Below are 23,334 nucleotides of genomic sequence, written 5' to 3' on the forward strand. Positions count from 1 at the left end.
GCGTGGCATCCCTGATGCGCGCCATCCTCGGCAGGATGGCGGCCCGGATCGGCAGACGAGCCGGGCCGCCAAATTTCCCATATCCCAAAAGACCGGGTGAAAACTTGACTATTTCCCCTTCCTCGATCGTCGAGAAAGCAGCCGATGCGACAGCAAGGGCGACGCCCGTCTCGGTCGCCCGGCGCGTCCGCGGCCTCTCCGACAGGGCGATCGCCTGGCTGTTCATTGCGCCGGCTATCACCTTGCTGCTGGCGATCAACATCTTTCCGCTGCTTTGGGCGGTCTACCTCTCCTTCACCAATTACCGCGCCAACCGGCCGAATGCGCCGGTCCAGGGCGTCGGCCTTGGAAATTACCAGCGCGTCCTCAACGATCCCGATATCTGGCAGGCGATGCAGACCACCGCGCATTTCGTTTTCTGGACGATCGTGCTGCAGACGGTGATCGGCTTCACGCTCGCCTATCTGATCGACCGCAAGTTTCGCGGCCATGCCTTCTGGACGACGATCATCCTGATCCCGATGATGCTGTCGCCTGCCGTGGTCGGTAATTTCTGGCGCTTTCTCTACGAGCCTCAGATCGGCCTCTTCGCCTATGCCGTGTCGATGGTGTCTGGCATCCCGACATCGGATATCCAGATGCTCGGTAATGTCTCTCTGGCGCCCTGGGCGATTATCATCGTCGATACCTGGATGTGGACGCCCTATGTGATGCTGATCTGCCTCGCCGGCCTGCGCTCCATCCCCGACTATATCTATGAGGCTGCCGAGGTCGATCGCGCTTCGCCGTGGCGCCAGTTCTGGTCGATCACCGTGCCGATGGCCCTGCCCTTCATCATGCTCGCCGTGCTCTTCCGCGGCATCGAGAATTTCAAGATGTTCGACATGGTGACGCTGCTCACCGGCGGCGGGCCGGGCTCAGTCACTGAGGTCGCCTCGATCACGCTGAAACGCGCCGCCTTCGAAAGCTGGGCGACCGGCCGGGCCTCGGCCTTTGCCATCATCCTCTTCGTCGCGGTGTTCGGTCTCGCCAACATCTACGTCAAGGCACTGAACAAGGTGAAGCAACGATGAGCGCCGCCAACTCAGCCCATTCGGTCGTCGAACCGAGCCTGTCCAGCAAGCGCATCGCTTGCACCATCGTCGTCATCTATGCGCTGATCACCCTCATCCCGCTCGTCTGGATCTTCCTGACCAGCATCAAGTCGCCGCCGGATTCGATCAGCTATCCCCCGAAGATCGTCTTCACGCCGTCGCTCGAAGGCTATTGCAACCTGTTCACCACACGCACCAGGCAGACGCCTGAATATATCGCCTCGCTGCCAGCGCCGGTCGGCGCCTGTGACGAGGTAACGCGCAGGCGCAACATGGTGATCGCCGGCCCGTCGAACTTCCTGCCGCGCTTCGTCAATTCGCTGGTGATCGCCTTCGGCTCCACCTTCCTTGCGGTCTTTCTCGGCACGCTCGCCGCCTATGGCTTCTCCCGCTTCAAGGTGCCGCTCGCCGACGACCTGCTGTTCTTCATTCTGTCGACACGCATGATGCCGCCGATCGCCGTCGCCATCCCGATCTACCTGATGTACCGCGAGCTCGGCCTGTCGGACACGGCGCTCGGCATGATCCTGCTCTACACCGCCGTCAACGTCTCGCTCGCCGTCTGGCTGCTCAAGGGTTTCATCGACGAAATCCCGCGCGAATACGAGGAAGCGGCGATGATCGACGGCTATACGAGACTGCAGGCCTTCCGCAAGGTCGTACTGCCGCAGGCGACGACGGGCATTGCCGCCACCGCGATCTTTTGCCTGATCTTCGCCTGGAACGAATATGCCTTCGCCGCCCTTCTGACCTCGGGCGAGGCCCAGACCGCGCCGCCCTTCATCCCGACGATCATCGGCGAAGGCGGGCAGGACTGGCCGGCGGTCGCCGCCGGCACGACGATCTTCCTGATCCCGATCCTCGTCTTCACCATTCTCCTGCGCAAGCAGCTGCTGCGCGGCATCACCTTCGGAGCCGTCCGCAAATGAGCCATCTGATCGAAACACCTGCGCCCGCCCGCCCAAAGCGTCCGTTCCTCCTGCGCCGCGGCCCGATGGAAACCATCGCGACCGTGCTGATCGGGTTGGGCTTCCTGATGCTGTTCCAGCCCTTCCTGCTGGTGCTCTACACCTATTCGCTGGTGACCCTGCTTGCAGGCACCGTCATGTTCATCATCGTTTCGAAATTCCCGGAGTGAACCATGGCGGACATCCGGATCGAAAATCTCCGCAAAGAATTCGGCAGTTTCGTCGCCGTTCAAGATTCCAGCTTCACCGTCCATGACGGCGAGTTCCTGGCGCTGCTCGGGCCTTCCGGCTGCGGCAAGACCACCACGCTGCGCATGATCGCCGGCCTCGAGCTGCCAAGCAGTGGCAAGATCTATCTCGACGGCGAGGACGTCACCTTCAACCGCGCCAGCGCCCGCGACATCGCCTTCGTCTTCCAACTCTTCGCGCTCTACCCGCATATGAACGTGCGTAGGAATATCGGCTTCCCGCTGCTGTCGCAGGGCATGGCCAAGGCCGAAATCCGTCAACGCGTGGAAGAGACCGCCCGCCTGCTGCAGATCGACCATATTCTCAACCGCTCGGTCTCCGGCCTTGCCGGCGGCGACCGGCAGCGCGTGGCGCTCGGCCGCGCCATCGTCCGGCGCCCGAAATGCTTCCTGATGGACGAGCCGCTCGGCACGCTCGACGCCGAGTTCCGCGAGATCATGGTCCACGAATTGCGCGAACTGCACAACCGCATCCACGCGACAACCGTCTACGTCACCCACGACCAGCACGAGGCAATGGCGATGGCCGACAAGATCGCCGTTATGAACCATGGCGTCATCGAGCAGTTCGGCACGCCGCAGGAGATCTATGCCAAGCCCGCAACCATGTATGTCGCCGATTTCATCGGCTCGCCGCCGATGAACTTCATGCGTTTCACCTCGGGTCTGAAGAGCGGCGACCGCTCCATCCTGCTCGACGGCGTCGATGTCGCCGTTCCCGAGATCCATCAGGACATGGCCGAAAGCGAGCTGGCGCTCGGTGTGCGGCCGGAGCATATCCGCTTCAGCGACGCCTCGGCACTCCGCGGCGCCGTCTATGGCAGCGAATATCTCGGCACCAACCAGGTCGTGGCTGTGGAAACCCCGGGCGGGCTGATCAAGGCCCGCGTTCCCGCCAATCGCAGCTTCCAGATCGGCGAGAGGGTCGGCCTGGAATTCAATCCGGCGAAACTCGCGCTCTTCGACTGCACATCGGGCCGTGCCGTCCCGTCCTCGCTCTATCAGGAGACCCGGCATGGCTGATGTCGTCCTCAGGAACCTCGCCAAGCGCTTCGGCGACACCCAGGCTCTGGCCGATCTCGATCTTTCGATCCGCGACGGCGAGTTCGTCGTGCTGCTCGGCCCGACCGGTGCCGGCAAAACCACGACGCTGCGGCTGATCGCCGGCCTCGAAAAGCCAGATAGCGGCCGCATCGAAATCGGCGGCCGCAATGTCGCCGCCGAAGCCCCCGCCGAACGCGACGTCGCCTTCGTCTTCCAGCAATATTCGCTCTATCCGCACATGACGGTTTACGAGAACCTTGCTTTTCCGCTGAAGGCGCCGGTCCGCAAACTCAGCGCCGAGGAAATCGACCGCCGCGTCCGCGAGGTCGCCCGCATGGTCAGGATCGACCACAAGCTGGAGAACCGCTCGACCAGGCTTTCCGGCGGCGAGATGCAGCGTGTCGCGATCGGCCGGGCATTGGTGCGCCGGCCGGCGATCTATCTGATGGATGAACCTTTGTCCTCGCTCGATGCCAAGCTGCGCGCCGAACTGCGCCTGGAGCTGAAGCGCATCCAGAAGGAACTCGGCTCGACGCTGCTCTATGTCACCCATGACCAGGTGGAAGCCATGACCATGGCCGACCGGATCGGCATCGTCGCCGAGGGACGGCTGATGCAGGTGGGAACACCGCGCGAGATCTACGGCAATCCCGCCAACCTGCATGTCGCCGCCCGCCTCGGCCAGCCGCACATCAACCTACTGCCTGCGGACCTCTTGCCCGGCGGCCAGCCGCCGCCCGGCACGAAGACCATCGGTGCGCGCACCGAACATCTCGACATCATTGTCGGCAAGAATGCCAATGCCGAAATCGACTGGATCGAACATCTCGGCGACCAGAACCATCTGCACATCAGGGCAGGCAATCACAAGCTCGTCACACTTGCGGATCCATATCTGGCGATCGCGCCGGGCGACCGGATCAGCCTGACATTGCGCGATCCGCTTTATTTCGACGCGGGTGGACAGCGCCTTTCCTGACCGGCAAACAGACATGATGATGGCATGAAAAACAAACAGACGGGTCTCAATCGATGAAACACTTCTTCAACCGCAGGGAAAACATCGTCACCGAAGCCTTGGACGGTCTGCTTCTGACGAGCAGCAATGGCCGTCTGGCCCGCCTCGACAGCTTTCCCGACATCAAGGTGATCCTGCGCGCGGACTGGGACAAGTCGAAGGTGGCGATCATCTCCGGCGGCGGCGCCGGCCATGAGCCCTCCCATGCCGGCTTCGTCGGCAAGGGCATGCTGACGGCGGCCGTATCCGGCGAGATTTTCGCCTCGCCGAGCGTCGATGCCGTGCTGACGGCGATCCGCGCCGTCGCCGGCCCGAAGGGCGCCCTGCTGATCGTCAAGAACTATACCGGCGACCGGCTGAATTTCGGCCTTGCCGCCGAAAAGGCGCGCGCCGAGGGCTTCGACGTCGAGATGGTCATCGTCGCCGACGATATCGCCATCCCCGGCATCAATCAGCCGCGCGGCGTGGCTGGCACGCTATTCGTTCACAAGATCGCTGGCCATCACGCCGAACGAGGCGAGGATCTGAAGACGGTCGCGGCCCATGCCGCGGCAGCAGCCGGCGACATCGTCTCGCTCGGCATGTCGCTGTCCACCTGCAGCGTGCCCGGCCAGGCGCATGAAGACCGTCTCGGCGCGGGCGAAGGCGAGCTCGGCCTCGGCATCCATGGCGAGCCTGGCGTCGAGCGCATCGCGCTGCAGCCGGTCACCGATATCGTCGCCACCATGGTGGCACGCCTGTCGCCAACGCTGCGTGAAGGGGGAAGCCACGCCCTTCTCATCAACAATCTCGGCGCCGTGCCGCCGCTAGAAATGACCGTCATCGCCAATGCAGTGCTGTCCTCGCCGCTTGGCCGCCGCGTCCGGCTGATCATCGGCCCGGCACCGATGATGACCGCGCTCAACATGAACGGTTTCTCGCTGTCGCTGATCTGGCTGGATGCCGAGCGCGAGGCGGCGCTGACGGCAGCGGTCGAGCCGCACGCCTGGATGCCGGCCGTCGAACGCCACGAGATCAGGATCGTCGCCGCACCGAGAACATCAGCCGGATTGAACGGCGCCAACGGCAAGGCCGGAGAAAATGATCGCAACCGGCGCCTCATCACGGCGCTCTGCGATCATCTGATCTCGCAGGAAAGCGAACTCAACCGGCTGGACGGGCGCGTCGGCGACGGCGATACCGGCTCGACGGTGGCCTCAGGCGCCCGCAGTGTGCTTGCCCGCCTCGACACGCTGCCGCTCGACCGGCCGGCGGCAACGCTTGCCTCGCTCGGCGAGATCCTCGGCACCAGCATGGGCGGATCGAGCGGCGTGCTGCTGTCGATCTTCTTCACCGCCGCGGCAAAGGCGATGGCTGACAAAGCCGATATATCAGCAGCCCTTCTTGCCGGGCTCGACAGGATGACGTTCTATGGCGGAGCCGGAGTCGGCGACCGGACGATGGTCGATGCGTTGTCGCCTGCCCTGCAGGCGCTCGCATCCGGCGATGTCGCTGCCGCGGCAAGAGCTGCGGCAGCCGGTGCGGAGTCGACGAAGTCGATGATGAAGGCGAAAGCCGGACGCGCCTCCTATGTCGGCGAAAGGGATCTGGCGGGTGTCGCCGATCCCGGCGCCGTCGCGGTTGCCGGCGCGTTCGGCGTGGCGGCAAGCCTCGCCTGACCGGCGTGAAATTCAGAAGCCCGCGGGAGGCGCGGCGACAGGGAGGACGGCAGTGCAGGCGGAACCGGTGCTTGTGGCAGGATTGATAGAGGTGTGCCGCGCGACGATCGCGGCAAACAGCGATCATCTCTGCGCGCTCGATCGCGCCATCGGCGATGGCGATCACGGAACCAACATGCGGCGCGGCTGCGAGGCAGTGAGCGCCGAAGGCGAAAACCTGTCCAGCCTGCCCTTTCCCGACGCCATGGAAAAGATCGGCCTGACGCTGGTGATGACTGTCGGCGGTGCCGCCGGGCCTCTCTACGGCACGCTGCTGATGGAGATCGGCCGCGAGCTTCGCAAAAGTCATGAAAAGGCCGATTTTTCGCAGGTGCTGAAACAGGCGATCGATGCCGTGGCCAGACGCGGTCGCGCGCATGCCGGCGACAAAACCCTGCTCGACGTGCTCTATCCCGTGCATGCGGCACTTGCCAGCCGCTCGCCACTCGGCGCAATCGCCCGCAGGGCCGAGCGTTCCGCCAACCGCACTGCTGACATGAAGGCAATGCGCGGGCGCGCGGCCTATCTCGGCGACCGCTCCATCGGTCATGTCGATCCCGGCGCGTCGAGCTGCGCGCTGCTGACCACGGCGATCTGCCGCTATCTCGGGGAGCACCGTCCGCAATGAATGGAAAGACCGCAAATGTGGGTATCGTGATCGTCTCCCACTCGCCGCTGGTGGCAAGGGGGATCGCCGACATGGTGCGGCAGATGGTCGGCGACTGCGTGCCGCTCGCCTGGTCGGGTGGCAATGTCCACGGCGACCTCGGCACCGATGCCGGCGGCATCCTGAAAGCGATCGAGGCCGCATGGTCCGATGCCGGCGTCGCCGTCTTCGTCGATCTCGGTGGCGCCGAGACCAACAGCGAGATGGCGATCGAAATGCTGGGCCTTCCGCGCGCGGCCCTCGTCTCCATCTGCAACGCGCCTTTGGTTGAAGGCGCCGTCATCGCCGCTGCCGAGGCGTCGGGGGGCGCGTCGCTGGCCAAGGTCGTCGCCACAGCCGAGGAACTGTCCCCCTGATGACGAGCGGATTGCGTAGTGAAAAACAGGAGCCCGACCCATTGCACGTGAATTGCCAGACGGAGGTGGAAGTCAAGCACGGTGTCGGGCTGCATGCCCGCCCCTCCGTCACCTTCACGCGGCTTGCCAAGTCCTTCCCCTGTTCGATCGAGATCGCTGTCAACGGCAGCGACGTCTGGCTGAACGGCAAGAGCATCATCAAGATCATGGGTGCGAGAATCCGAAAAGGGTCGATCCTCAGGATCCGCGCCGACGGCATTCTCGCCGAAGAGGCGATCCGCGCGCTGAAGGAACTCATCGAGCGCAACTTCGATGAGGAAAAGAAACATGGCCGAACCGCTTAGACTGAAAGCGAAGAGCGCATCCCCGGGCATCGCATCTGGCCCGGCCTTTCTGGCCGAGCGGCCGGACGCTGCCCCTGCATCCCGAGCCGTCGGTGGATACAGCGCGCTGGAGAAGGCGATCGACATCTCGATCGGCGAACTCGAGCACCTCGCCGATGGAGCCGATGCCGAAAGCCGGGATATCATCGATTTCCAGATCGAGGTGCTGCGCGATCCGACGATCGCGGAAGCGACGGGCGCGCGCATGGAGGCCGACGAGAATGTCGTCTTCGCCTGGGTCGCCACCCTCGACGCCTATATCGGTGAACTCGAAGCGGCCGACGAGGAGCAGATGCGGGCACGCGCCGTCGATATTCTCGACATCAAGAACCGCGTGCTCGGGGCGCTCGCCGGCACCCCGATCGCCGATTTCCCGCCTGGCTCGGTCTTCGTTGGCAAGGATATGGAGCCGAGCCGCTTTCTCGCCCATGACTGGTCGAAAGGCGGCGGCATCGCGTTGTTTGCGGGCAGCACCGCCGGCCATGTCGCCCTGCTTGCCCGGGCGAAATCGGTGCCGATGGTGGTCGGCACGGGTCGCTTTTCGGCAGCAGATGGAGATCCCGTTCGCGTGGATGGCGACGCCGGTGCGGTCGTCCTGAAGGCCGGCGGCATGCTGATCCCGGCACCGGCACAAGCACCTGCCAGCGACACGCAAACTGGCAGCAGTGAGCTGCGCACGGCGGACGGCGTGCCGATCCTGCTCTCCATCAATATCAACGATCCCGCCGAGATCGATGCGCTCGATCCGGCAACGGCGGGCGTCGGCCTGATGCGCTCGGAATTTTCAGTTGCCTCGGTCGCCGATGCTGCCAACGAGGAACGACAGCTGGCAATCTATCGCCGCGTGCTGGAGCAGGCGGGCGACAGGCCGGTGATCATAAGAATGCTCGATATCGGCGGCGACAAGCCGCTCGCCGGCCTGGAAGACCTGCTGGCTCTCGCCTCGGGCCTGCGCGGCATCCGGCTGCTGCTTGCCCGGCCGGAAATCGCCCGCGTCCAGGCCCGCGCCCTGTTGCGCGCTGCTGTCTTCGGCAGGCTGTCGGTGATGCTGCCGATGGTGACGTTTCCCGACGAGGTCGACAGGATGCGCGAGCTATTCCGCGAGGAAGCCGAAAAGCTGGGCCGCCGTGCGCTGCCCCACCGAATGCCACCGATCGGCATGATGGTGGAGGTACCATCAGCCGCCTTGATGCTCGACGCCTTCGGGTCGGCGGCTTTCTTCTCGTTCGGAACCAACGACCTAACCCAATATCTCGCCGCCTCCGCCCGCGACGATATGGACGCCGATGCCGGCAAGGCTGCACCCGCCGTGCTCCGGCTGCTCGCCCAGGCGGTGAAGCTTTCCGCCGGCAAGCCAGTCAGTATCTGTGGCGACATGGCCGGCGATCCCAGCTATCTGCCCAGGCTGCTCGCTGCCGGCCTCCGGCATTTTTCCGTGGCGCCGGCCCGGCGTCCCGCGATAAGATCGGCGATCATCGGCCTCAATGCCGATGGCACAAGGGCAGCCGGAGAGTAGGATGGCGCGCGAAGACATCGAAGACGCCATTATCACCTACAAGTCCATTCTGGCGCAGATCATCGACAACAGGCCATCGGGCACGCGCCAGCGACTGGCGACGGCGCTTGGAAAACATCGCAGCTTCGTCACCCAGATCACCAGCCCGACCTATGCGACGCCGCTGCCGGCGCGCCATCTCGCGACGATCGTCCGCGTCTGCCATTTCAGCGCTGCCGAACAGGAGCGCTTTCTCGAAGCCTATCAGGCCGCCCATCCCGGCAAGTTGCCGGATCTCGGCCATTCCGAGAAATTGCGACACCTGTCGCTGATGGTGCCTGATTTCGGCGACGACAGGAAAAACCGCCTGCTGGAAGAGGCGATCTCAGATCTGGTGCAGAAAATCGTCGCGATATCGGGTGCGGAATGACGAGTAAGCTGGTTGACGTAACGTAACGCTTTTGGCCTTGGGAGAGGCTTGATGAAGAAGTTCATGAACACTGCGGAAACCATGGTCGCCGAAAGCGTCGAAGGCTTCGTGCGCGCCCATGAGGCCTTCGTGGTGTTCGGGCCTGAGCGCAGATGCATCCGCCGCCGCCATCTCACCCCTGGCAAGGTGGCGCTTATATCAGGCGGCGGCGCCGGCCATGAGCCGATGCATATCGGCTTCGTCGGACACGGCATGCTGGACGCCGCCTGCGTCGGCCATATCTTCACCTCGCCGACGCCGAGTCAGATCATCGCCGCGATCGAAGAGACCGATACCGGCGCCGGCTGCCTGCTGGTGGTCAAGAATTACGACGGCGACCTGATGAATTTCGAAATGGCGATCGAAATGGCCGGAGATCGCCACAGCCTCGACATGGTGGTCGTCAGTGACGATATCGAAACATCGAAGATCGGCGAAGGCAGAGGCCGACGCGGCGTCGCCGGAACGCTGGTCGTCGAAAAGATCCTCGGCGCTGCGGCCGAACGCGGCATGACACTTTCCGCATTGAAGCAGCTTGGGGAAGGTTTGAATACGCGCATCCGCTCAATGGGTGTGGCGCTGAATGGCGTGACGGTGCCGCAGACCGAGCGCACCACATTTTCGCTCGGACCCGACGAAATGGAGATTGGCGTCGGCATCCATGGCGAACCCGGCCATGCCAGGCAGCCCTTCGCCGCCTCCGACACCATCATCGGCCATCTCTGCCAGACCATCGCCGGCGACATCGCGGCAGCGCCAGGCGCCAAGGCGTTGCTCTTCGTCAACGGCCTCGGCGGCACGCCGCCCGCCGAACTCTACCTCGCCTATAACGGCGCCCGCCGTTTCATCGAGGAAAGAGGCATCCCGATCGAGCGCTCACTGGTCGGAACCTACGTCACCTCGCTCGACATGCAGGGACTGTCCGTCACCCTTGCCTTACTGACCGACGAGGAAATCGCCCTCTGGGACGCGCCGGTGGCGACCGCAGCGCTGCATTGGCCGTGACAGCGTTCCAAGCGTGTCAGATATAAAGCGCCGCCATCTTCCGCCAGGCGCCGGCGCGGTGGGCGCGTCCATCCCAGACATGTAACTGATGGCCGACATTCTTGTCCGCGAGCAACCGGCTGAGATAGCGGTTATTGTCGAGGAAAGGGTCAGCATCGCCAATGGTGAGAATGATGTCGCTCTCACGCAGCCTGTCGAGCCGCCAATCGCCGCCGAGCCCAGGCAGAAAATGCGTCGGCGTGTGGAAATAGACGCTGTCGTCGTAATAGCCGTCGAACAGGTCGCCGAAGGATTCCACCTTCATCGTCAGGTCGTAGCGGCCGGAAAAGGCGACGAGCTTGCGGAAGAGATGCGGATGGCGAAAGAACAGGCTTGCCGCCTGGAAGGCGCCGAGGCTGCAGCCATGCACGATGGTGCATTCATGCGAATTCTTCGCCGCCATCAGCGGCAGCACCTCATTCAGGATGTAATCCTCGAGCGCACCATGCCGGCGGATGCGCTCGGCCGGGTGACGGTGGAAGCCATAGAAGGTTTCTGCCGCCAGGCCCTCGATGCAATAGAGCTGGAGATGGCCGGCCCCGAGCTTGTCTGCGAGGCTCGCGACCAGCCCGAGCTGTTCATACTCGAAGAAGCGCCCGTCCCGCGTCGGAAAGACCAGCACCTTGGCGCCGGCATGGCCGAACACTACAGCGCCGCGCGTCTTTTCAGACGCGCAAAGGACGCTGTAGCACTTTGAATGGCTGCATAATTTTGTCCTTAAATCGAGTCCGATTGAAGGAATTATGCAGCAGCATCTCCATGTCTCGATGCAGCCGCTGACTGTACCAGCGCAGATATTCGCGGTTCATGGCACCCTGAAAAACTGTCCCAACTTGTCGCGGAGAACCGCCTCTTGCTCAGCGCCGCCAGGATAGTCGAAATGCCCGGCATCCAGGATGAAGATTTCATTAAATTTCGGTAGCGCATTCGCGACAGCGAACTGACAGGGTGGCGCCACCGAAGGATCGAACAGCGCAACGGCAACCAGCATCGGCACCTTGATTCGCGAAGCGGCCGTTGCCGCATCGTAGAGCCGAAGCGTCTCGAGCACATCTGCGTGTTCCTTATGATACTCCTGCACCGATTGCGCGCTGCCGACGGTCGGCAAGATCAGCCGCAACGGCTGATCCCCGAAACTTGGCAGCGCCAGATGGCCGCGATCGATGCGCTGGTCGTAAGCGATCGCCATTGCCCCGACACCGCCGCCGAAGCTGATGCCGCTATAGCCGATATGCCCTGAAAGCCAGGGATAGAGTGCAACAAGCGTCGAGACGGCAAGCCAGATATCCTCGACGCAGCCGCCGATGATATAGGATTTAGGCTTGTCGATATCGTGCAGCACATGCCAGGAGGGATTCTGCGAGATCGGCGGACGAGCGCTAAGCGACAGCCCGCGGCAGCAGGGAAAAAGCACTGCCGTTTCCTTGACCGGCAGATCGAATTCAGGCCGATCCCGCCCGCCATAACCATGCCCGACGACGAGGCCGCGCCGCACCTCCCCCTGACGCGGCAGGATGAGCCAGCCGCCGATCCTGAATGACCCGGTCGAGATATAGACGAGATCGAGCACATGCCAGTCGGGATGGCTGATCTTGCTCCGGCGCAGCACCGGCTGCGGATCGACCGTCAGCGCCCTGAGATAACGCGCCTCCCAGAAATCGTCGAAACCCTCAGGCGCCTCGGGCTGCTTGACGGCAAGGAGGTCTGCGAGCTGCATGCCGTAGGTCGGATCAAAGTCGAAGGGATGTGTCGTCGGAATACTCATCCAAGGCTTGTCTCGTGAAAAGGCCGGCGGCGCAAGACTCTGCCTTAGCCAGCCGATAAACCTTACCGGAACTCGGGCACCTTTACGCGGTCAGTCGCCTCGTATCGCCTGGATGTGTCGAAGAGCCTGCGGCCAACGGCGCGCGCAGTCTCCAGATGGGCGGCCGCATGGTTCGGTCCGGCTTCGAGCAACAGCTCCGATGTCACGACGCGGGCGCCGCAATAGTCGAAGATCCCGTGATCGATCTGCGTCTTCATGGCGCCGAAATAGCCGTGCCGCACATAGGTCCCGGCATCGGCGCCGCCGAGGCCGACCAGATGCACCGGCAGGCGGCCAAGCAACTTCACCAGCCCGGTATCCGGGCGATCGTCGTAAGCCCAGCCATTGGTGAACACCCGGTCGATCCATCCCTTGATAAGCCCCGGCATCGACCACCAGTAGACGGGATAGACGAGCACCAGCGCATCGGCGCGGTCGACCCTTGCCTGCTCGGCGGCAACGTCGGCGGGCAGCACCCCTTTCCTCAGATGCAGAGCAATATCTGCCGCGGTGAACCGGGGATCGAAGCCCTCGGCCGCGAGATCGGCAAACTCGACGGAATGGCCGGCATCGGAAAGTGTGACACCTTCGGCAAGATGGGCGGCGACGCGGTGGGTGAGCGACTGGGGATCGGGATGCGCGACGACGATGAGCGCGTGCATGGCGAAAACTCCTGCTGAATGATTGCGGATGGAGGACGCAGCCTGTATACCTTTAGTAAGCTACTTTCAGTAAGTTACTTTTGGTATATAGCGATGTCAAGCGCCGAAACAACAGGTCAGCCGACCGATCCGCAGCCGCGCCGCCGCCTGTCGCGTCAGGATCGGCATCGCCAGTTGCTCGACGTCGCTTGGCAGATCGCCCGTGACGAGGGAACGGAAGCGCTGACCCTCGGCCGGCTTTCCGAGCGGGCGGGCGTAACGAAACCCGTGGTCTATGATCATTTCGAAACCCGCCCAGGCCTGCTCGCAGCGCTCTACCGCGAATTCGACGCCCGCCAGACGGATGTGATGGACGCAGCCCTTGCGGCAAGCCAGCCGTCGCTTGCCGACCGGGCCACAGTCATCGCCACCTCCTATGTCGACTGCGTGCTGCTTCAGGGCCGCGAAATCCCCGGTGTGATCGCAGCACTTGCCGGCTCGCCGGAACTCGAAAGGATCAAGCGCGAATACGAAGCGGCCTTCATCGAGAAATGCCGCATCGCGCTTTCGCCCTTTACCGGTGCCGGCACGATCGCCGCAGCCGGCCTCTGGGCCATGCTCGGCGCCGCCGAAGCCCTCTCCTATGCCGCCGCGTCGGGCGACATCACCGCCGTCGAGGCAAAGAACGAACTGTTCGAAACCATCGTCGCGATGGTGGCGAGAAGTATGGGCGGCGGCACGCATCCCGATCACCTGCGCAATACGGCTGGCCTCGCATCGAGATGATCCGGCGGGAATAGCTGTATCGAATCCACCGCCCGCTTCGCCATGGAACTCGGTTATTTCGCGACCCTGGTGAGCGACGCGACGGCCGCCTTCTCGCACCTAATGATGCGTGCGGCGCACAAGCTGAACGGCCCGACCTACGCCCATGCTATTCTGACGATGGCCGAACTTATCGAAGTCTTGCCCAAGGCGTCTGCTTCAAAGGACAATGCCATGACCATGCTCTTCAAACTGCTCACAAGTGCCAGCTCGGAATCCCTGAACCGCGACCGGCGCAGGTTCCTGACCACCGCGGCGATCGGGATTGCCGCCGCGGGCGCGACCAGCCTGTTTCCGTCCTATCAGGCATCGGCTGCCGCGGGAGATGCGATCCGCCCGTTTCGCGTCGACACTCCCGAGGCGGACCTCCTCGACCTTCGCCGGCGCGTACTGGCAACACGCTGGCCCGAACGCGAGACGGTCGACGACCAGTCGCAGGGCATACAGCTCGAAAAGATCAAGCCGCTCGTCGATTATTGGGGCACCGGCTACGACTGGCGAAAGGCGGAAGCGAAGCTGAACGCGCTGCCGCAATTCATCACCGAGATCGACGGCCTAGACATCCACTTCATTCACGTCCACTCGAAACATCCGAATGCCCTGCCCGTCATCATCACCCATGGCTGGCCGGGATCGGTATTCGAGAACCTCAAGATCATCGGCCCGCTCACCGATCCGACCGCTCATGGCGGACGCGCCGAAGATGCATTCGACGTGGTCATTCCGTCGATGCCGGGCTACGGCTTCTCCGGCAAGCCGACCGGCACCGGCTGGGGGCCGGACCGCATCGCACGGGCCTGGGCGGAACTGATGAAGCGCCTCGCTTACAACAGCTACGTCGCCCAGGGCGGCGACTGGGGCTCGCCGGTCTCCGGCGCGATGGCACGGCTCGCGCCACAAGGTCTGCTCGGCATCCACATCAACCTGCCGGCTGTCGTGCCGCCCGAAGTTGCCGCGGTGCTCGCCGCGGGCGGGCCGGCGCCGCAGCGACTCTCCACCGAGGAACGCGCGGCGTTCGATGCCCTCAGCGCCGCAGCCAAGATGGGGAACAGGTCCTATGCCACGATGATGGGCACGGGGCCGCAGACGATCGGCTACGCCATATCGGACTCCCCGGCCGGCCTTGCGGCATGGACGCTCGGTCATCCAGGCTTCACGCACTGGACCTACGACAGCAGCGATCCCGAAAAGTCTCCCGACGAGGTGCTCGACGACATCACGCTTTACTGGTTGACCAACAGCGCCGCTTCCTCGGCCCGGATCTACTGGGAATATGGCGGCGGGCGCAGTCCCGTCCTTGCGGCCGGGGAGAAGACCTCCAAGATCGCGCTTCCGGTCGCCATCACCGTCTTTCCTGGGGAGAGCTATCAGGCCCCGGAGACATGGGCCCGTCGCGCCTATCGCAACCTTATCTATTTCCACAAGGTCGACAAGGGCGGCCACTTCGCCGCCTGGGAGCAGCCGGAGCTCTTCTCCGCCGAGCTTCGAGCAGCGTTCAGGCCGCTGCGCCGACCGATATGAGAGGAGCGGCGGCCCCTCGCCGCTCCAGGGATGCTGCCGCGGCCCTGCCACTTCCAGGCCTCGGCATCAGTCCCTATTCTCCCCCGCCGCCGTGAGGATCAGCTTTGTGATCTCGTCCGGGTGGGAGATCAACGACAGATGGCTGGCCTGGATTTCAATCGTCTTTGCTCCCATGCGTTTGGCCATAAAGCGTTCGAGATCGGGATTGATCGTCCGGTCCTCGGTCGAGACGGCATACCAACTCGGCTTCGAACGCCAAGCGGCCTGTGTCGTCTTGCCGGTCAGCAGCGCCTTCTGGAACGGTTGCTGCACGGCATAGAGCACTTTCGCCTTCGCCTCCGGCAGGTCACCGGCGAAATCACGCAGGAAGGCTTCCTCGCTGAGGCGTCCCTCGTCGCCGTCGAAGACGATGCCGGCCGAAGCCGGCGGCGTCGGGAAGGTTTTGGCGAGAGCGGTATAATCCTCACCTGCATCCGGCGCCCGCGCCGCGACATAGACGAGCGCCGAAACATTGGGGTGCACGCCGGACTCAGTCACCATCATGCCAGAAAACGAATGCCCGACGAGAACCGTCGGGCCGTCTTGTCGGTCGAGCACCCGCTTCACGGCAGCGACGGCCTCGGGCAGCGTCGTCAGCGGGTTCTGCACCGCCGTGGCATTGAGTCCAGCCGCCTGCAGGCGCGCGATCACCTCGGTCCAGCACGAGCCGTCGGCAAACAGCCCGTGCGCCAGCACGACGTTGCGCGCCTTTATGGGAGCGGATGTCGCGGCCATGCCGCGTGTGGCAAGCAGAGAAGCGGCAGCGCCGGCAACAAGGGCGGCCGAGAAAGCCCGTCTGTTCATCATCATGATCTGGTTCCTTGTGCGTCCAGGAATTGAAGGATCGAAAGCATGTCGGCTCGGGACCGAAGAACGGAAGCCAAGTCAAAATTGGTTGGTCTGTAATGCCATGTCGGAACGGTTCGTTAGCCGGGCGCGAGGCACTGGCCTTCGTCGGGTTGCGCGATCCCGTCGTCAAACTCGGTATTTGAAGCGGCTTCGTGTATGCAGAAGCCTGCTTGCTGGAGATTTATGTATTCCCATTCGACAGAAAGTCAATTATTGAATACGTAACACCTTCGTGATGCCACACGTGCATACACAGAAGAGGCACGCAATCGCATTTGCATACACGGGCGCTTGGGGCCGATGCCTGAAACAGATCGGAGATGACGGAATGGCGAATGGTTTCGAAACCGAGGATGACGGCGATGATCGCGGCTTGCTCTCCGATCGCATTCGCAACGCCCTGACCGACGAGATCGCCGCCGGCACGCTGGCGGCGGGTGCAGCGTTGGACGAACAGCAGCTTGCCGATCGTTTCGGCGCCTCCCGCACGCCGGTTCGCGAAGCGCTGCGTCAGCTGGCGGCGGGCGGCCTCGTCGAGCTTCGCGCCCGGCGCGGCGGCGTCGTCGCCCGTATGACGCCGGAGCGCATCATGGAGATGTTCGAGACGGTGGCCGAGATCGAGGCCGTCTGCGTCAGGCTCGCGACCTACCGCATGACGCCGCTGGAGCGCAGCCGCCTGATCGAACTGCACGAGCTCTCACGGCCAATCGTCGAAAGCGGCGACGTCAACGCCTATGATAGCTTCAACCGTCAGTTCCACGAGACCATCTACTGCGCCACCCATAACGGCTTCCTCGCCGAACAGGCGATCGCCATCCGCAACCGCCTGAACGCCTTCCGGCGCACGCAACTGCGCCAGGGCGAAAGGCTGAGCCGCTCCCGCGACGAACACGAGGCCATCATGCAGGCGATCGCCGAAGGCGACGGCGAGATGGCGTCACGGCGCATGCGCGCCCATATGCTCAACGCCGCCACCTCGCTCAGCCGTTTCATCGAGGCCAACAAGCCGGCGTGAATCTCCCTAAGGAATCGGGCAGTGGTATTTATAATGAGCCATGGTGGTCATCAACTCGTCGCCGGTGGCCCCGCGTATGCCGGGATTCTCCTCCAGGAACGTGCATAGCGTATTGCCGATCGCTTCCGCCGTAGTTCCGACTGGGATACATACGTTGACACCAACGGCGATTGCAAAATGCGCCGAGTTCACCATCCTGCTGGGTCTGGGAGCGGCTTCGGTAAAAATGCGACGAGCGAGTTGCTCATCACTATTCCATTTGTCCAACCAACCGGCAACATACCCGACGACAAACTGCCGGGACTCGCTGCAATCAGAATAGAGAACGTCACCGCTGGAAAACCCGGCTGGAATCTTTGCAGAAACCGTTGCCAAAAGGGTGGCGACAAGAATGCCCGACATCACATCTCCAAAGCTCGCAATAACGCAGAGCTTTGATCGGGAACGTGTCGGAAATTAGCTTAAAACGTGTCTTCTTTTTTGCTGCAACCAAAAAACAAAATGACAGCTAATCTCACCTCAGCCTCAATCGAACCGACTGACCTCAAGCCCGCTGCCGACCGGCAGCAGCACGCTTGATATCCCTGGCTTGGCACGGACAGCCTCACCATAGCGTTTGAGATCATCGCCTCCCGGGCGCAGCATGTTGTCGGCGACGATGATCGCGCCCGGATTGAGCTTGGGATAGAAGGCTTCGAGGCAGGGAACGTAGAGATCCTTCCAGAGATCCACCAGCACGAAATCGATGCCGGAGGAAAGCGCGCCGATCATCTGGACGGCATCCCCGACCTTGAATTCCACATACTCGGCAAGCCCTGCCCTGACGGCCATGTCGCGTGCGTAGGCAGACTTGTAGTCGTGCATTTCCATGGTGATCAGCCGACCGCCGGAAGCGCGCGCGGCTTCCGCCAACCATATCCCGGAATAACCGAAGGAGGTGCCGAGTTCGAGGATCGTCGGCGCCTTGAGGCTCCTGGCGAGGATATTGATGAACTGCCCAGTCTCTGGTCCCACCGCGCGTAGCCGCTGATCCTGTCCTCCGTCGCGGCCGCCCGGAGGCAGTTCGCGCGGGCTGTTGTGCTCCGTCTCGATCATCGCGTGATAGATGTCGAGCACGTCCTGGATTTCGGTGTCCATTGTCTTCTCCATGACCGCCTGCACGAAATTCCTGCGTGTTGAGCAGATGATCATTGCCCGACCGAAACACCTCCGGAAAGTTAAACTTTGGCAATCATCGCCCTTGTTGGCCACCTTGCCGTTGCACATGCCGCCGGCGTCGGTTACATCATGCGCTCAATGGTCGGGTCACCCGGCCACGTAAGCGTTAACGTCACTCAACGCGTATGATCGAACGGCTTTTGCGGCTTCGATCTGCGCGACTATGTCCTGCGGATCGAGCTTCAAAGCCCCGGAAGGACACATGGATAACAATCAACTCAAAGAACAGACTTCACCCGCCCCTGTCATCGAGCGGATCCGCCACGACACGCGACGGCGCACCCTGATGGTCGAAAGCGTCATCGACATCACCCCCGGCATGCGCCGCATCGAATTGACCGGCGGCGATCTCGCCGACTTCACCAGTCTTGCACCCGATGACCACATCAAGATTTTCGTACCGGCCACCGATGGCGGGGAAGAACGCCGTGACTACACGCCGCGCCGCTACGACAATGCCGAACGCAGACTGACCATCGACTTCGCCTTGCACGAGGCAGGCCCCGTGACCCAATGGGCGATCGACGCGCGCCCCGGCGACAGGCTCGAGATCGGCGGACCAAGGGGCTCCGCCGTGGTTTCGAAGACAGTCAAACGATGGCTGCTGATCGGCGACGAAACGGCCCTGCCGGCAATCGGCCGCCGGATCGAGGAGAGCAGTGCCGGAACCGTCATCACCACAATCGCAGCCGTCACCGGCCCGTTGGAAGAGCAGGTCTTCGCGACATCAGCCGAACTGCACATCCACTGGGCGCATCGGCCTCTCTCGCAGGCAACCGATGCCGCAGCGCTGCTGAAATTGTTGAGCACGGTCGATATCCAACCGGAAACCTTCATCTGGGTCGCGGCGGAAGCCTCGGTAACACGCGATATCCGCGCCTATCTGCTGGAACGAGGTTGCCCGCTCGGCTGGATCAAGGCATCCGGCTATTGGGTGTTCGGCAAGGCCGACACGACTGAGAAATTCGGCTAGGGGTCATTCCACAGATTCCATTGGTGACGTGCTCTCACTCACTTCGCTCCGGATTTTATGATCCGGAGCGATCAGATGGATGAAGAGGTATGAATTGAGCAAGTCCCCGCATCTGCCGGAACGCTGCGGCAGGTGGTCGTCCGCAACTGTGAGCACCGGGCGCCAACCACCGACTTATCGAAGGAGATCGACCACGCGGCGGGCAGAACCCAATGCGAGCGTCCATCCCAACATGCCGTGGCCGGCATTGATGTAGAGACCTTTGATGCGTCTGGAGGCGGCGATCATGGGCTTGGAGGTCGGAGTCATGGGCCTCTCGCCCGACCATCTCGTCAGTTCGTCCGATCGGTCGAAAAGATCGGGCAGCACTGCGGACGCGGCCAGCTTGAGCGTGTCGAAACGCCCGACATCAAAACCGGCTCCGGGACGCTCGATGTCTGCCAGTCCGGCAACACGAAAACGGTCGCCGATTGCCACAAAGGCAAGCTTTCGCTTGACGTCTGTCAGGCTGATACTTGGTGCAAGGCTGGATCTTGGAATGGTGAGCGAGTAGCCTCTGACGGAGCGTATGTCCCGGGCCTCGGGCAGATCGGACACGAGGGAAAGGATCTGCGGCCCTGCGGCGACAATAGCAGCGTCGACGTGAAGCTCGTCGCGATCCTCGAACCTCAACCCTGTCAGCACGCCTCCCGTTTGGACAAAGCTCGAAACCCTCCTGCCGAAAAGCGTCGACACCTGCCCGCGCCCGACCATCCAGGCGGTCAGCTGGCGGCAAAATCCGGCCGCATCGCCGAGGGCATCATCCGGAGTATAAACGGCGCCGGCAATCTCTCCCTGATACGCGGCAAGCGCCGGTTCGATGTTTTCCGCCTCCACCCGCTTCAGCAGGCGTTGTTCGAAGCCAAGGGCATTCTTGCGCACGACACTGGAATGGGCGGCAGCAAAACTCTGCGGGTCGGCGTAGAGATGCAGCTTTCCGGCGACACGGTAATCGAATTCGACATCGGTTTCCTTAAGCAGGATCGCGAGTTCGTAACGGGATTGCTCGGCGAGGCGCAGGATGTCCTGCGTATTGTTCCACCAACGCCTGAACGGGGTATTGGCAATAAATTTCAGCCCCCAACGCAGAAAGTCCCGGTCGAGTTGCCAGTGGATGCGGAAGGCCGGATCGCGCCCCATCGCAATGGCTGGCAGATGCTTCAGCAGGGCTGGCGATGCCATAGCGTCACCATAGGCCCAGGACAGCTGCGCGGCGTTGCCGGCACTCGCCCCCGTGCCCGGCTCGCCCGCCGCATCGACAAGTGTCACATCATGCCCCGCCCGGGCGAGAAGATAGGCCGACGACACGCCGACCACGCCGGCGCCGATCACCGCAACGCGCCCCATCTCAGGCCTCGTCGCCGACGATGGCCGTCAGCTCGACTTCAACAGGAACCCCACGTGGCAGGGATGCAACGCCGACCGCGATGCGGGCATGCGTCCATCGATCCGGGAAAAGCTCTCGGAGCAGTTCCGAAGCGCCATCAACGACCGCGCCGTGGCGCTCGAAAGCAGCATCTGCCGCGACATAGCCCGCCAGCCGTACGAAGCCCTGGATCTTGTGGAAGCCCCCCGCAGCTCCCTCCAACTGGGCAAGCGCATTGAGGAGCGCCCAACGCGCACATTCTCGCCCCTCTTCGATGGAGACTGATGCTCCGAGGTGTCCCGTCTGCAGCACCACGCCATCCTTCAACGGCACTTGACCGGAAATGGTGATGATATTGCCGGTCCGCACAGCTCCGGAAAATGCACCCGGTGGCGAGGATGCTTCCGGCAGAGCAAGCTCGAGCTGTACCAGCCGTTCGCGCACGCGATTGCTTCCAGCCGACGAAGCATTGCGTGCCTTGCGGGCTGCCGCTTCGGCGCTGCGGTCGACGAAGGCCCTCATGACATTCCTATCGAGTTCAGTCAGCCGGTATTCCGGGTGCCATTGGATACCCAGGCAAAAGCCGTCTGTTTCTCCTTCGAATGCCTCGATGATGCCGTCCGGCGCCCTTGCAGCGACACGGAATCGTCCGTGGCCGGCCAAAGCATGCCGATGCAGGCTGTTGACGCGCGCCGACCTCTTCCCGACCCAGTTGGCGAGCACGCTGCCCTGCTCGACGATGATCTCGTGCGCCAGCACGTCGGGGACATCTTGCGGGATGTGGGATACGGCGGCGGCCGGCAGCTCGGTTTGAAATTTGCCTCCAAGGCATTCACCGATCAGTTGCATGCCATGGCAGATGCCGAGAAGCGGCTTGCCGGTTTTCAAGGCTTGCTCGACCAGCTGAATTTCGAACTGCCTGCGCGCCCCTGTCACCTCCGTCCCCGGCCGCGCACCGGTAAGGAGGATTCCATCGGCGAGTGCCAAGGCCGGTGCCAGGTTCCGGGTATTGTAAGGCAGGATCAACGGAATTCCCCCTGCCTCGGCTATGGCGTCCGCATAGTTGGCGCGTACCACATACTCCTTCTCGGTCGGAGCATCAGGCGCTTCGCTGAGGTCGGGCGTCATGAGGATCACCGGCCAACGAGGTTCATCCGATTGCGTTGCATGCCGACGTGCGTCGCCGGTGGCAACGGTCGTTTCAATGGTCATGGTCTTGGCCTTGTGATGACGAGTTAGCGGGTGGCCGGAAGGGCTAGCCGGCGCGAGAGGACCGAGAAAGGCCAGGCTATCGCGAAATAGCAGAGGCCGACGGCAATGTAGATTTGCAAGGGCAGGAAATACTCGGTCGCCATTGACCGCCCGGTGAGGACCAGTTCGTTGACGGTAACCAGCGAAGCGAGCGAAGAATCCTTGAGCAGCGAGACGAAGGTGATGATCATGGGCGCCAGAATGACACGCGCGACCTGCGGCAGGATGATCAGGACGAAGCTCTGGGCCGGGGTGAAGCCCGCGGCTAACGCTGCCTCGCTCTGCCCGGCAGGTATAGCCTTCAGGCCGGCGCGGAAAAGCTCTGCGACCTGGGCCGCGAAACACAACGCCAGGCCCGCAATCGCCGCGCCGAAAGCATCAAAGACGATCCCGATACCCGGCAAGCCGAAATAAAGCAGAAACAAAACCGCCAGCAGCGGCACGCCACGCACGATCGTCACATAAAGGGCCGCAAAATACCTTAGCGCCGCGAAACTGGATTTCTGGCAGAGCGAAAGCAGCAAGCCAAAAACGAATGCCAGGGCAAAGGCACAAACGGAAAGCAGGGCCGTATTCACCATCGCCCGCAGGAGGAGAGGCAGCCATTCGGCACCATAATCGCCATAGGGCGCTAGGAAAGCGCTCATCCTTTCAATCTCCCATAACGTCTTTCGAGGAACCGCGTGACCTGCATCAATGGCAAGCTCAGCAACAGGTAGAGTGCCGCCGCCGTCGCGTAGATCATTGTTGTCTGGAAGGACGACGTCACCATTGAGCGGGCAAAGAACATGATTTCCGGCGCCGCGATGGCCGAGACGACGGATGTATCCTTGAGGAGCTGCACCGCGTAGTTCCCGAGCCCTGGAAGCGCTATCCGCATGGCCTGCGGCGTCAGGATCTCAAAGATGGTCTGGAGCGGGGTCAGCCCTGCGGCAAGCGCCGCCTCCGCCTGCCCGCCAGGCAGCGCGGCGAAACCGGCGCGAAAGATTGCACAGGTGATCGCCGCTCCGATGAGCCCGAGGCCCAGGACGGCCGCCGTGATCGACGTCAATTTCACGCCGATGCTGGCAAGCCCGAAGTAGAGGATGAACAGATGCGTCAAGGCCGGCACATTGCAGAGAATCTCGCAGCAGACATCGATCACCAGATCGATGAATTTGATCCCGGCAAATTGCCTGAGCAGGGCGAGAAGGAACCCGAAGGCGGCTGCGAGCGCCAGCGAGGCGATCGTGACGAAAACGGTTATGCCGAGGCCGGCGACGAGCCCCTGGACGACCGAGAAAAATATGGAAAATCCGGTCATGACGCGC

26 protein-coding genes are annotated in these 23,334 nt (G+C 62.8%); 16 read left to right on the forward strand and 10 right to left on the reverse strand.

Annotated elements, in window-relative coordinates:
• The first annotated feature begins 104 nt into the window (after positions 1–104).
• Genes AB8B31_RS12230 through AB8B31_RS12285 form a run of 12 tightly spaced genes read left to right on the forward strand, consistent with a single transcriptional unit; the run spans position 105 to position 10,444 of the window.
• Positions 105–1,073 carry a carbohydrate ABC transporter permease gene (locus AB8B31_RS12230; RefSeq protein WP_112906592.1) on the forward strand — a complete coding sequence of 323 codons (969 nt, stop codon included), beginning with the start codon at positions 105–107 and terminating at the stop codon, positions 1,071–1,073.
• Complete coding sequence (locus tag AB8B31_RS12235) at positions 1,070–2,023, forward strand: carbohydrate ABC transporter permease (RefSeq protein WP_130652588.1); 954 nt, start codon at positions 1,070–1,072, stop codon at positions 2,021–2,023. Before AB8B31_RS12230 ends, AB8B31_RS12235 begins: the two co-directional genes overlap by 4 nt.
• Positions 2,020–2,232 (forward strand): hypothetical protein, encoded by a 213-nt coding sequence (locus tag AB8B31_RS12240; RefSeq protein ID WP_018447247.1) that lies wholly within the window; start codon positions 2,020–2,022, stop codon positions 2,230–2,232. Before AB8B31_RS12235 ends, AB8B31_RS12240 begins: the two co-directional genes overlap by 4 nt.
• Positions 2,233–2,235: 3 nt before the next feature.
• Positions 2,236–3,333 (forward strand): ABC transporter ATP-binding protein, encoded by a 1,098-nt coding sequence (locus AB8B31_RS12245; protein ID WP_018447246.1) that lies wholly within the window; start codon positions 2,236–2,238, stop codon positions 3,331–3,333.
• The gene (locus AB8B31_RS12250) at positions 3,326–4,333 is read left to right on the forward strand and encodes an ABC transporter ATP-binding protein (protein WP_028733130.1); all 1,008 of its coding nucleotides are present in this window, start codon (positions 3,326–3,328) and stop codon (positions 4,331–4,333) included. Before AB8B31_RS12245 ends, AB8B31_RS12250 begins: the two co-directional genes overlap by 8 nt.
• A 53-nt stretch (positions 4,334–4,386) precedes the next feature.
• Positions 4,387–6,030, forward strand: a complete 1,644-nt coding sequence (locus AB8B31_RS12255; protein WP_130652589.1) for a dihydroxyacetone kinase subunit DhaK — start codon at positions 4,387–4,389, stop codon at positions 6,028–6,030.
• Between the two features lie 52 nt (positions 6,031–6,082).
• A complete protein-coding gene (gene dhaL, locus AB8B31_RS12260; RefSeq protein WP_130652590.1) occupies positions 6,083–6,697 on the forward strand; it encodes a dihydroxyacetone kinase subunit DhaL in 615 nt (204 codons plus the stop codon).
• The gene (gene dhaM, locus AB8B31_RS12265) at positions 6,694–7,092 is read left to right on the forward strand and encodes a dihydroxyacetone kinase phosphoryl donor subunit DhaM (RefSeq protein WP_028733133.1); all 399 of its coding nucleotides are present in this window, start codon (positions 6,694–6,696) and stop codon (positions 7,090–7,092) included. The genes dhaL and dhaM overlap by 4 nt, the downstream gene beginning before the upstream one ends.
• On the forward strand, positions 7,092–7,436 hold the full coding sequence (locus AB8B31_RS12270; protein ID WP_026230806.1) for an HPr family phosphocarrier protein: 345 nt from the start codon (positions 7,092–7,094) through the stop codon (positions 7,434–7,436). Before dhaM ends, AB8B31_RS12270 begins: the two co-directional genes overlap by 1 nt.
• On the forward strand, positions 7,420–8,991 hold the full coding sequence (locus AB8B31_RS12275; RefSeq protein ID WP_130652592.1) for a putative PEP-binding protein: 1,572 nt from the start codon (positions 7,420–7,422) through the stop codon (positions 8,989–8,991). Before AB8B31_RS12270 ends, AB8B31_RS12275 begins: the two co-directional genes overlap by 17 nt.
• 1 nt (position 8,992) lies before the next feature.
• The gene (locus AB8B31_RS12280; RefSeq protein ID WP_028733135.1) at positions 8,993–9,400 is read left to right on the forward strand and encodes a hypothetical protein; all 408 of its coding nucleotides are present in this window, start codon (positions 8,993–8,995) and stop codon (positions 9,398–9,400) included.
• Positions 9,401–9,451: 51 nt separating this feature from the next.
• Positions 9,452–10,444, forward strand: a complete 993-nt coding sequence (locus AB8B31_RS12285) for a dihydroxyacetone kinase subunit DhaK (RefSeq protein WP_130652593.1) — start codon at positions 9,452–9,454, stop codon at positions 10,442–10,444.
• A gap of 16 nt (positions 10,445–10,460) precedes the next feature.
• Here AB8B31_RS12285 and AB8B31_RS12290 read toward each other — a convergent pair whose 3' ends face one another.
• The 3 genes from AB8B31_RS12290 to AB8B31_RS12300 form a co-directional block, all read right to left on the reverse strand.
• On the reverse strand, positions 10,461–11,129 hold the full coding sequence (locus AB8B31_RS12290; protein WP_130652594.1) for an esterase family protein: 669 nt from the start codon (positions 11,127–11,129) through the stop codon (positions 10,461–10,463).
• A 159-nt stretch (positions 11,130–11,288) separates the two neighbouring features.
• Entirely contained in the window at positions 11,289–12,248 is a 960-nt protein-coding gene (locus AB8B31_RS12295; protein WP_130652595.1) for an acetylxylan esterase, read from the reverse strand.
• Between the two features lie 62 nt (positions 12,249–12,310).
• Positions 12,311–12,949, reverse strand: coding sequence for an NAD(P)H-dependent oxidoreductase (locus AB8B31_RS12300; RefSeq protein WP_028733138.1), 639 nt, complete (start codon positions 12,947–12,949; stop codon positions 12,311–12,313).
• Positions 12,950–13,042: 93 nt separating this feature from the next.
• On the opposite strand from AB8B31_RS12300, the gene AB8B31_RS12305 reads away from it, so the two are divergent.
• Positions 13,043–13,714 (forward strand): TetR/AcrR family transcriptional regulator, encoded by a 672-nt coding sequence (locus AB8B31_RS12305; protein WP_130652596.1) that lies wholly within the window; start codon positions 13,043–13,045, stop codon positions 13,712–13,714.
• Between the two features lie 42 nt (positions 13,715–13,756).
• The gene (locus AB8B31_RS12310) at positions 13,757–15,274 is read left to right on the forward strand and encodes an epoxide hydrolase family protein (protein ID WP_113541986.1); all 1,518 of its coding nucleotides are present in this window, start codon (positions 13,757–13,759) and stop codon (positions 15,272–15,274) included.
• A 66-nt stretch (positions 15,275–15,340) separates the two neighbouring features.
• Here AB8B31_RS12310 and AB8B31_RS12315 read toward each other — a convergent pair whose 3' ends face one another.
• Positions 15,341–16,123 carry an alpha/beta hydrolase gene (locus AB8B31_RS12315; RefSeq protein ID WP_130652597.1) on the reverse strand — a complete coding sequence of 261 codons (783 nt, stop codon included), beginning with the start codon at positions 16,121–16,123 and terminating at the stop codon, positions 15,341–15,343.
• Between the two features lie 367 nt (positions 16,124–16,490).
• Here AB8B31_RS12315 and AB8B31_RS12320 point away from each other — a divergent pair, with 367 nt between their 5' ends.
• The gene (locus AB8B31_RS12320; protein WP_115157390.1) at positions 16,491–17,177 is read left to right on the forward strand and encodes a GntR family transcriptional regulator; all 687 of its coding nucleotides are present in this window, start codon (positions 16,491–16,493) and stop codon (positions 17,175–17,177) included.
• 6 nt (positions 17,178–17,183) lie between these two features.
• Here AB8B31_RS12320 and AB8B31_RS12325 read toward each other — a convergent pair whose 3' ends face one another.
• On the reverse strand, positions 17,184–17,579 hold the full coding sequence (locus AB8B31_RS12325; protein WP_018242463.1) for a hypothetical protein: 396 nt from the start codon (positions 17,577–17,579) through the stop codon (positions 17,184–17,186).
• 123 nt (positions 17,580–17,702) lie between these two features.
• Positions 17,703–18,314, reverse strand: a complete 612-nt coding sequence (locus AB8B31_RS12330; RefSeq protein ID WP_130652598.1) for an O-methyltransferase — start codon at positions 18,312–18,314, stop codon at positions 17,703–17,705.
• A 283-nt stretch (positions 18,315–18,597) separates the two neighbouring features.
• Here AB8B31_RS12330 and AB8B31_RS12335 point away from each other — a divergent pair, with 283 nt between their 5' ends.
• Positions 18,598–19,368, forward strand: coding sequence for a siderophore-interacting protein (locus tag AB8B31_RS12335; RefSeq protein WP_028733143.1), 771 nt, complete (start codon positions 18,598–18,600; stop codon positions 19,366–19,368).
• Between the two features lie 174 nt (positions 19,369–19,542).
• Here AB8B31_RS12335 and AB8B31_RS12340 read toward each other — a convergent pair whose 3' ends face one another.
• From AB8B31_RS12340 to AB8B31_RS12355, 4 genes are read right to left on the reverse strand one after another with little or no spacing between them, the layout of a single operon-like run.
• Positions 19,543–20,754: an FAD-dependent oxidoreductase gene (locus AB8B31_RS12340; protein WP_130652599.1), complete on the reverse strand. Its 1,212-nt coding sequence runs from the start codon at positions 20,752–20,754 to the stop codon at positions 19,543–19,545.
• A 1-nt stretch (position 20,755) separates the two neighbouring features.
• On the reverse strand, positions 20,756–21,985 hold the full coding sequence (locus tag AB8B31_RS12345) for an Atu1372/SO_1960 family protein (RefSeq protein WP_113541980.1): 1,230 nt from the start codon (positions 21,983–21,985) through the stop codon (positions 20,756–20,758).
• Between the two features lie 23 nt (positions 21,986–22,008).
• Complete coding sequence (locus AB8B31_RS12350) at positions 22,009–22,671, reverse strand: amino acid ABC transporter permease (RefSeq protein ID WP_130652600.1); 663 nt, start codon at positions 22,669–22,671, stop codon at positions 22,009–22,011.
• Positions 22,668–23,327 (reverse strand): amino acid ABC transporter permease, encoded by a 660-nt coding sequence (locus tag AB8B31_RS12355; RefSeq protein WP_018447236.1) that lies wholly within the window; start codon positions 23,325–23,327, stop codon positions 22,668–22,670. The genes AB8B31_RS12350 and AB8B31_RS12355 overlap by 4 nt, the downstream gene beginning before the upstream one ends.
• Between the last annotated feature and the right edge of the window lie 7 nt (positions 23,328–23,334).

It is taken from the genome of Rhizobium sp. 62_C5_N11_2 (assembly GCF_051811185.1).
GTDB lineage: Bacteria > Pseudomonadota > Alphaproteobacteria > Rhizobiales > Rhizobiaceae > Rhizobium > Rhizobium leguminosarum.

Excerpts from the sequence above, each read along its gene's own strand:
- AB8B31_RS12235 (WP_130652588.1), top strand. The coding sequence starts at position 1,070 with ATGAGCGCCGCCAACTCAGCCCATTCGGTCGTCGAACCGAGCCTGTCC.
- AB8B31_RS12240 (WP_018447247.1), top strand. The coding sequence starts at position 2,020 with ATGAGCCATCTGATCGAAACACCTGCGCCCGCCCGCCCAAAGCGTCCG.
- AB8B31_RS12245 (WP_018447246.1), top strand. The coding sequence starts at position 2,236 with ATGGCGGACATCCGGATCGAAAATCTCCGCAAAGAATTCGGCAGTTTC.
- AB8B31_RS12250 (WP_028733130.1), top strand. The coding sequence starts at position 3,326 with ATGGCTGATGTCGTCCTCAGGAACCTCGCCAAGCGCTTCGGCGACACC.
- AB8B31_RS12255 (WP_130652589.1), top strand. The coding sequence starts at position 4,387 with ATGAAACACTTCTTCAACCGCAGGGAAAACATCGTCACCGAAGCCTTG.
- dhaM (WP_028733133.1), top strand. The coding sequence starts at position 6,694 with ATGAATGGAAAGACCGCAAATGTGGGTATCGTGATCGTCTCCCACTCG.
- AB8B31_RS12270 (WP_026230806.1), top strand. The coding sequence starts at position 7,092 with ATGACGAGCGGATTGCGTAGTGAAAAACAGGAGCCCGACCCATTGCAC.
- AB8B31_RS12275 (WP_130652592.1), top strand. The coding sequence starts at position 7,420 with ATGGCCGAACCGCTTAGACTGAAAGCGAAGAGCGCATCCCCGGGCATC.
- AB8B31_RS12280 (WP_028733135.1), top strand. The coding sequence starts at position 8,993 with ATGGCGCGCGAAGACATCGAAGACGCCATTATCACCTACAAGTCCATT.
- AB8B31_RS12285 (WP_130652593.1), top strand. The coding sequence starts at position 9,452 with ATGAAGAAGTTCATGAACACTGCGGAAACCATGGTCGCCGAAAGCGTC.
- AB8B31_RS12295 (WP_130652595.1), bottom strand. The coding sequence starts at position 12,248 with ATGAGTATTCCGACGACACATCCCTTCGACTTTGATCCGACCTACGGC.
- AB8B31_RS12300 (WP_028733138.1), bottom strand. The coding sequence starts at position 12,949 with ATGCACGCGCTCATCGTCGTCGCGCATCCCGATCCCCAGTCGCTCACC.
- AB8B31_RS12305 (WP_130652596.1), top strand. The coding sequence starts at position 13,043 with ATGTCAAGCGCCGAAACAACAGGTCAGCCGACCGATCCGCAGCCGCGC.
- AB8B31_RS12310 (WP_113541986.1), top strand. The coding sequence starts at position 13,757 with ATGGAACTCGGTTATTTCGCGACCCTGGTGAGCGACGCGACGGCCGCC.
- AB8B31_RS12315 (WP_130652597.1), bottom strand. The coding sequence starts at position 16,123 with ATGATGATGAACAGACGGGCTTTCTCGGCCGCCCTTGTTGCCGGCGCT.
- AB8B31_RS12320 (WP_115157390.1), top strand. The coding sequence starts at position 16,491 with ATGGCGAATGGTTTCGAAACCGAGGATGACGGCGATGATCGCGGCTTG.
- AB8B31_RS12325 (WP_018242463.1), bottom strand. The coding sequence starts at position 17,579 with ATGTCGGGCATTCTTGTCGCCACCCTTTTGGCAACGGTTTCTGCAAAG.
- AB8B31_RS12330 (WP_130652598.1), bottom strand. The coding sequence starts at position 18,314 with ATGGACACCGAAATCCAGGACGTGCTCGACATCTATCACGCGATGATC.
- AB8B31_RS12335 (WP_028733143.1), top strand. The coding sequence starts at position 18,598 with ATGGATAACAATCAACTCAAAGAACAGACTTCACCCGCCCCTGTCATC.
- AB8B31_RS12340 (WP_130652599.1), bottom strand. The coding sequence starts at position 20,754 with ATGGGGCGCGTTGCGGTGATCGGCGCCGGCGTGGTCGGCGTGTCGTCG.
- AB8B31_RS12345 (WP_113541980.1), bottom strand. The coding sequence starts at position 21,985 with ATGACCATTGAAACGACCGTTGCCACCGGCGACGCACGTCGGCATGCA.
- AB8B31_RS12350 (WP_130652600.1), bottom strand. The coding sequence starts at position 22,671 with ATGAGCGCTTTCCTAGCGCCCTATGGCGATTATGGTGCCGAATGGCTG.
- AB8B31_RS12355 (WP_018447236.1), bottom strand. The coding sequence starts at position 23,327 with ATGACCGGATTTTCCATATTTTTCTCGGTCGTCCAGGGGCTCGTCGCC.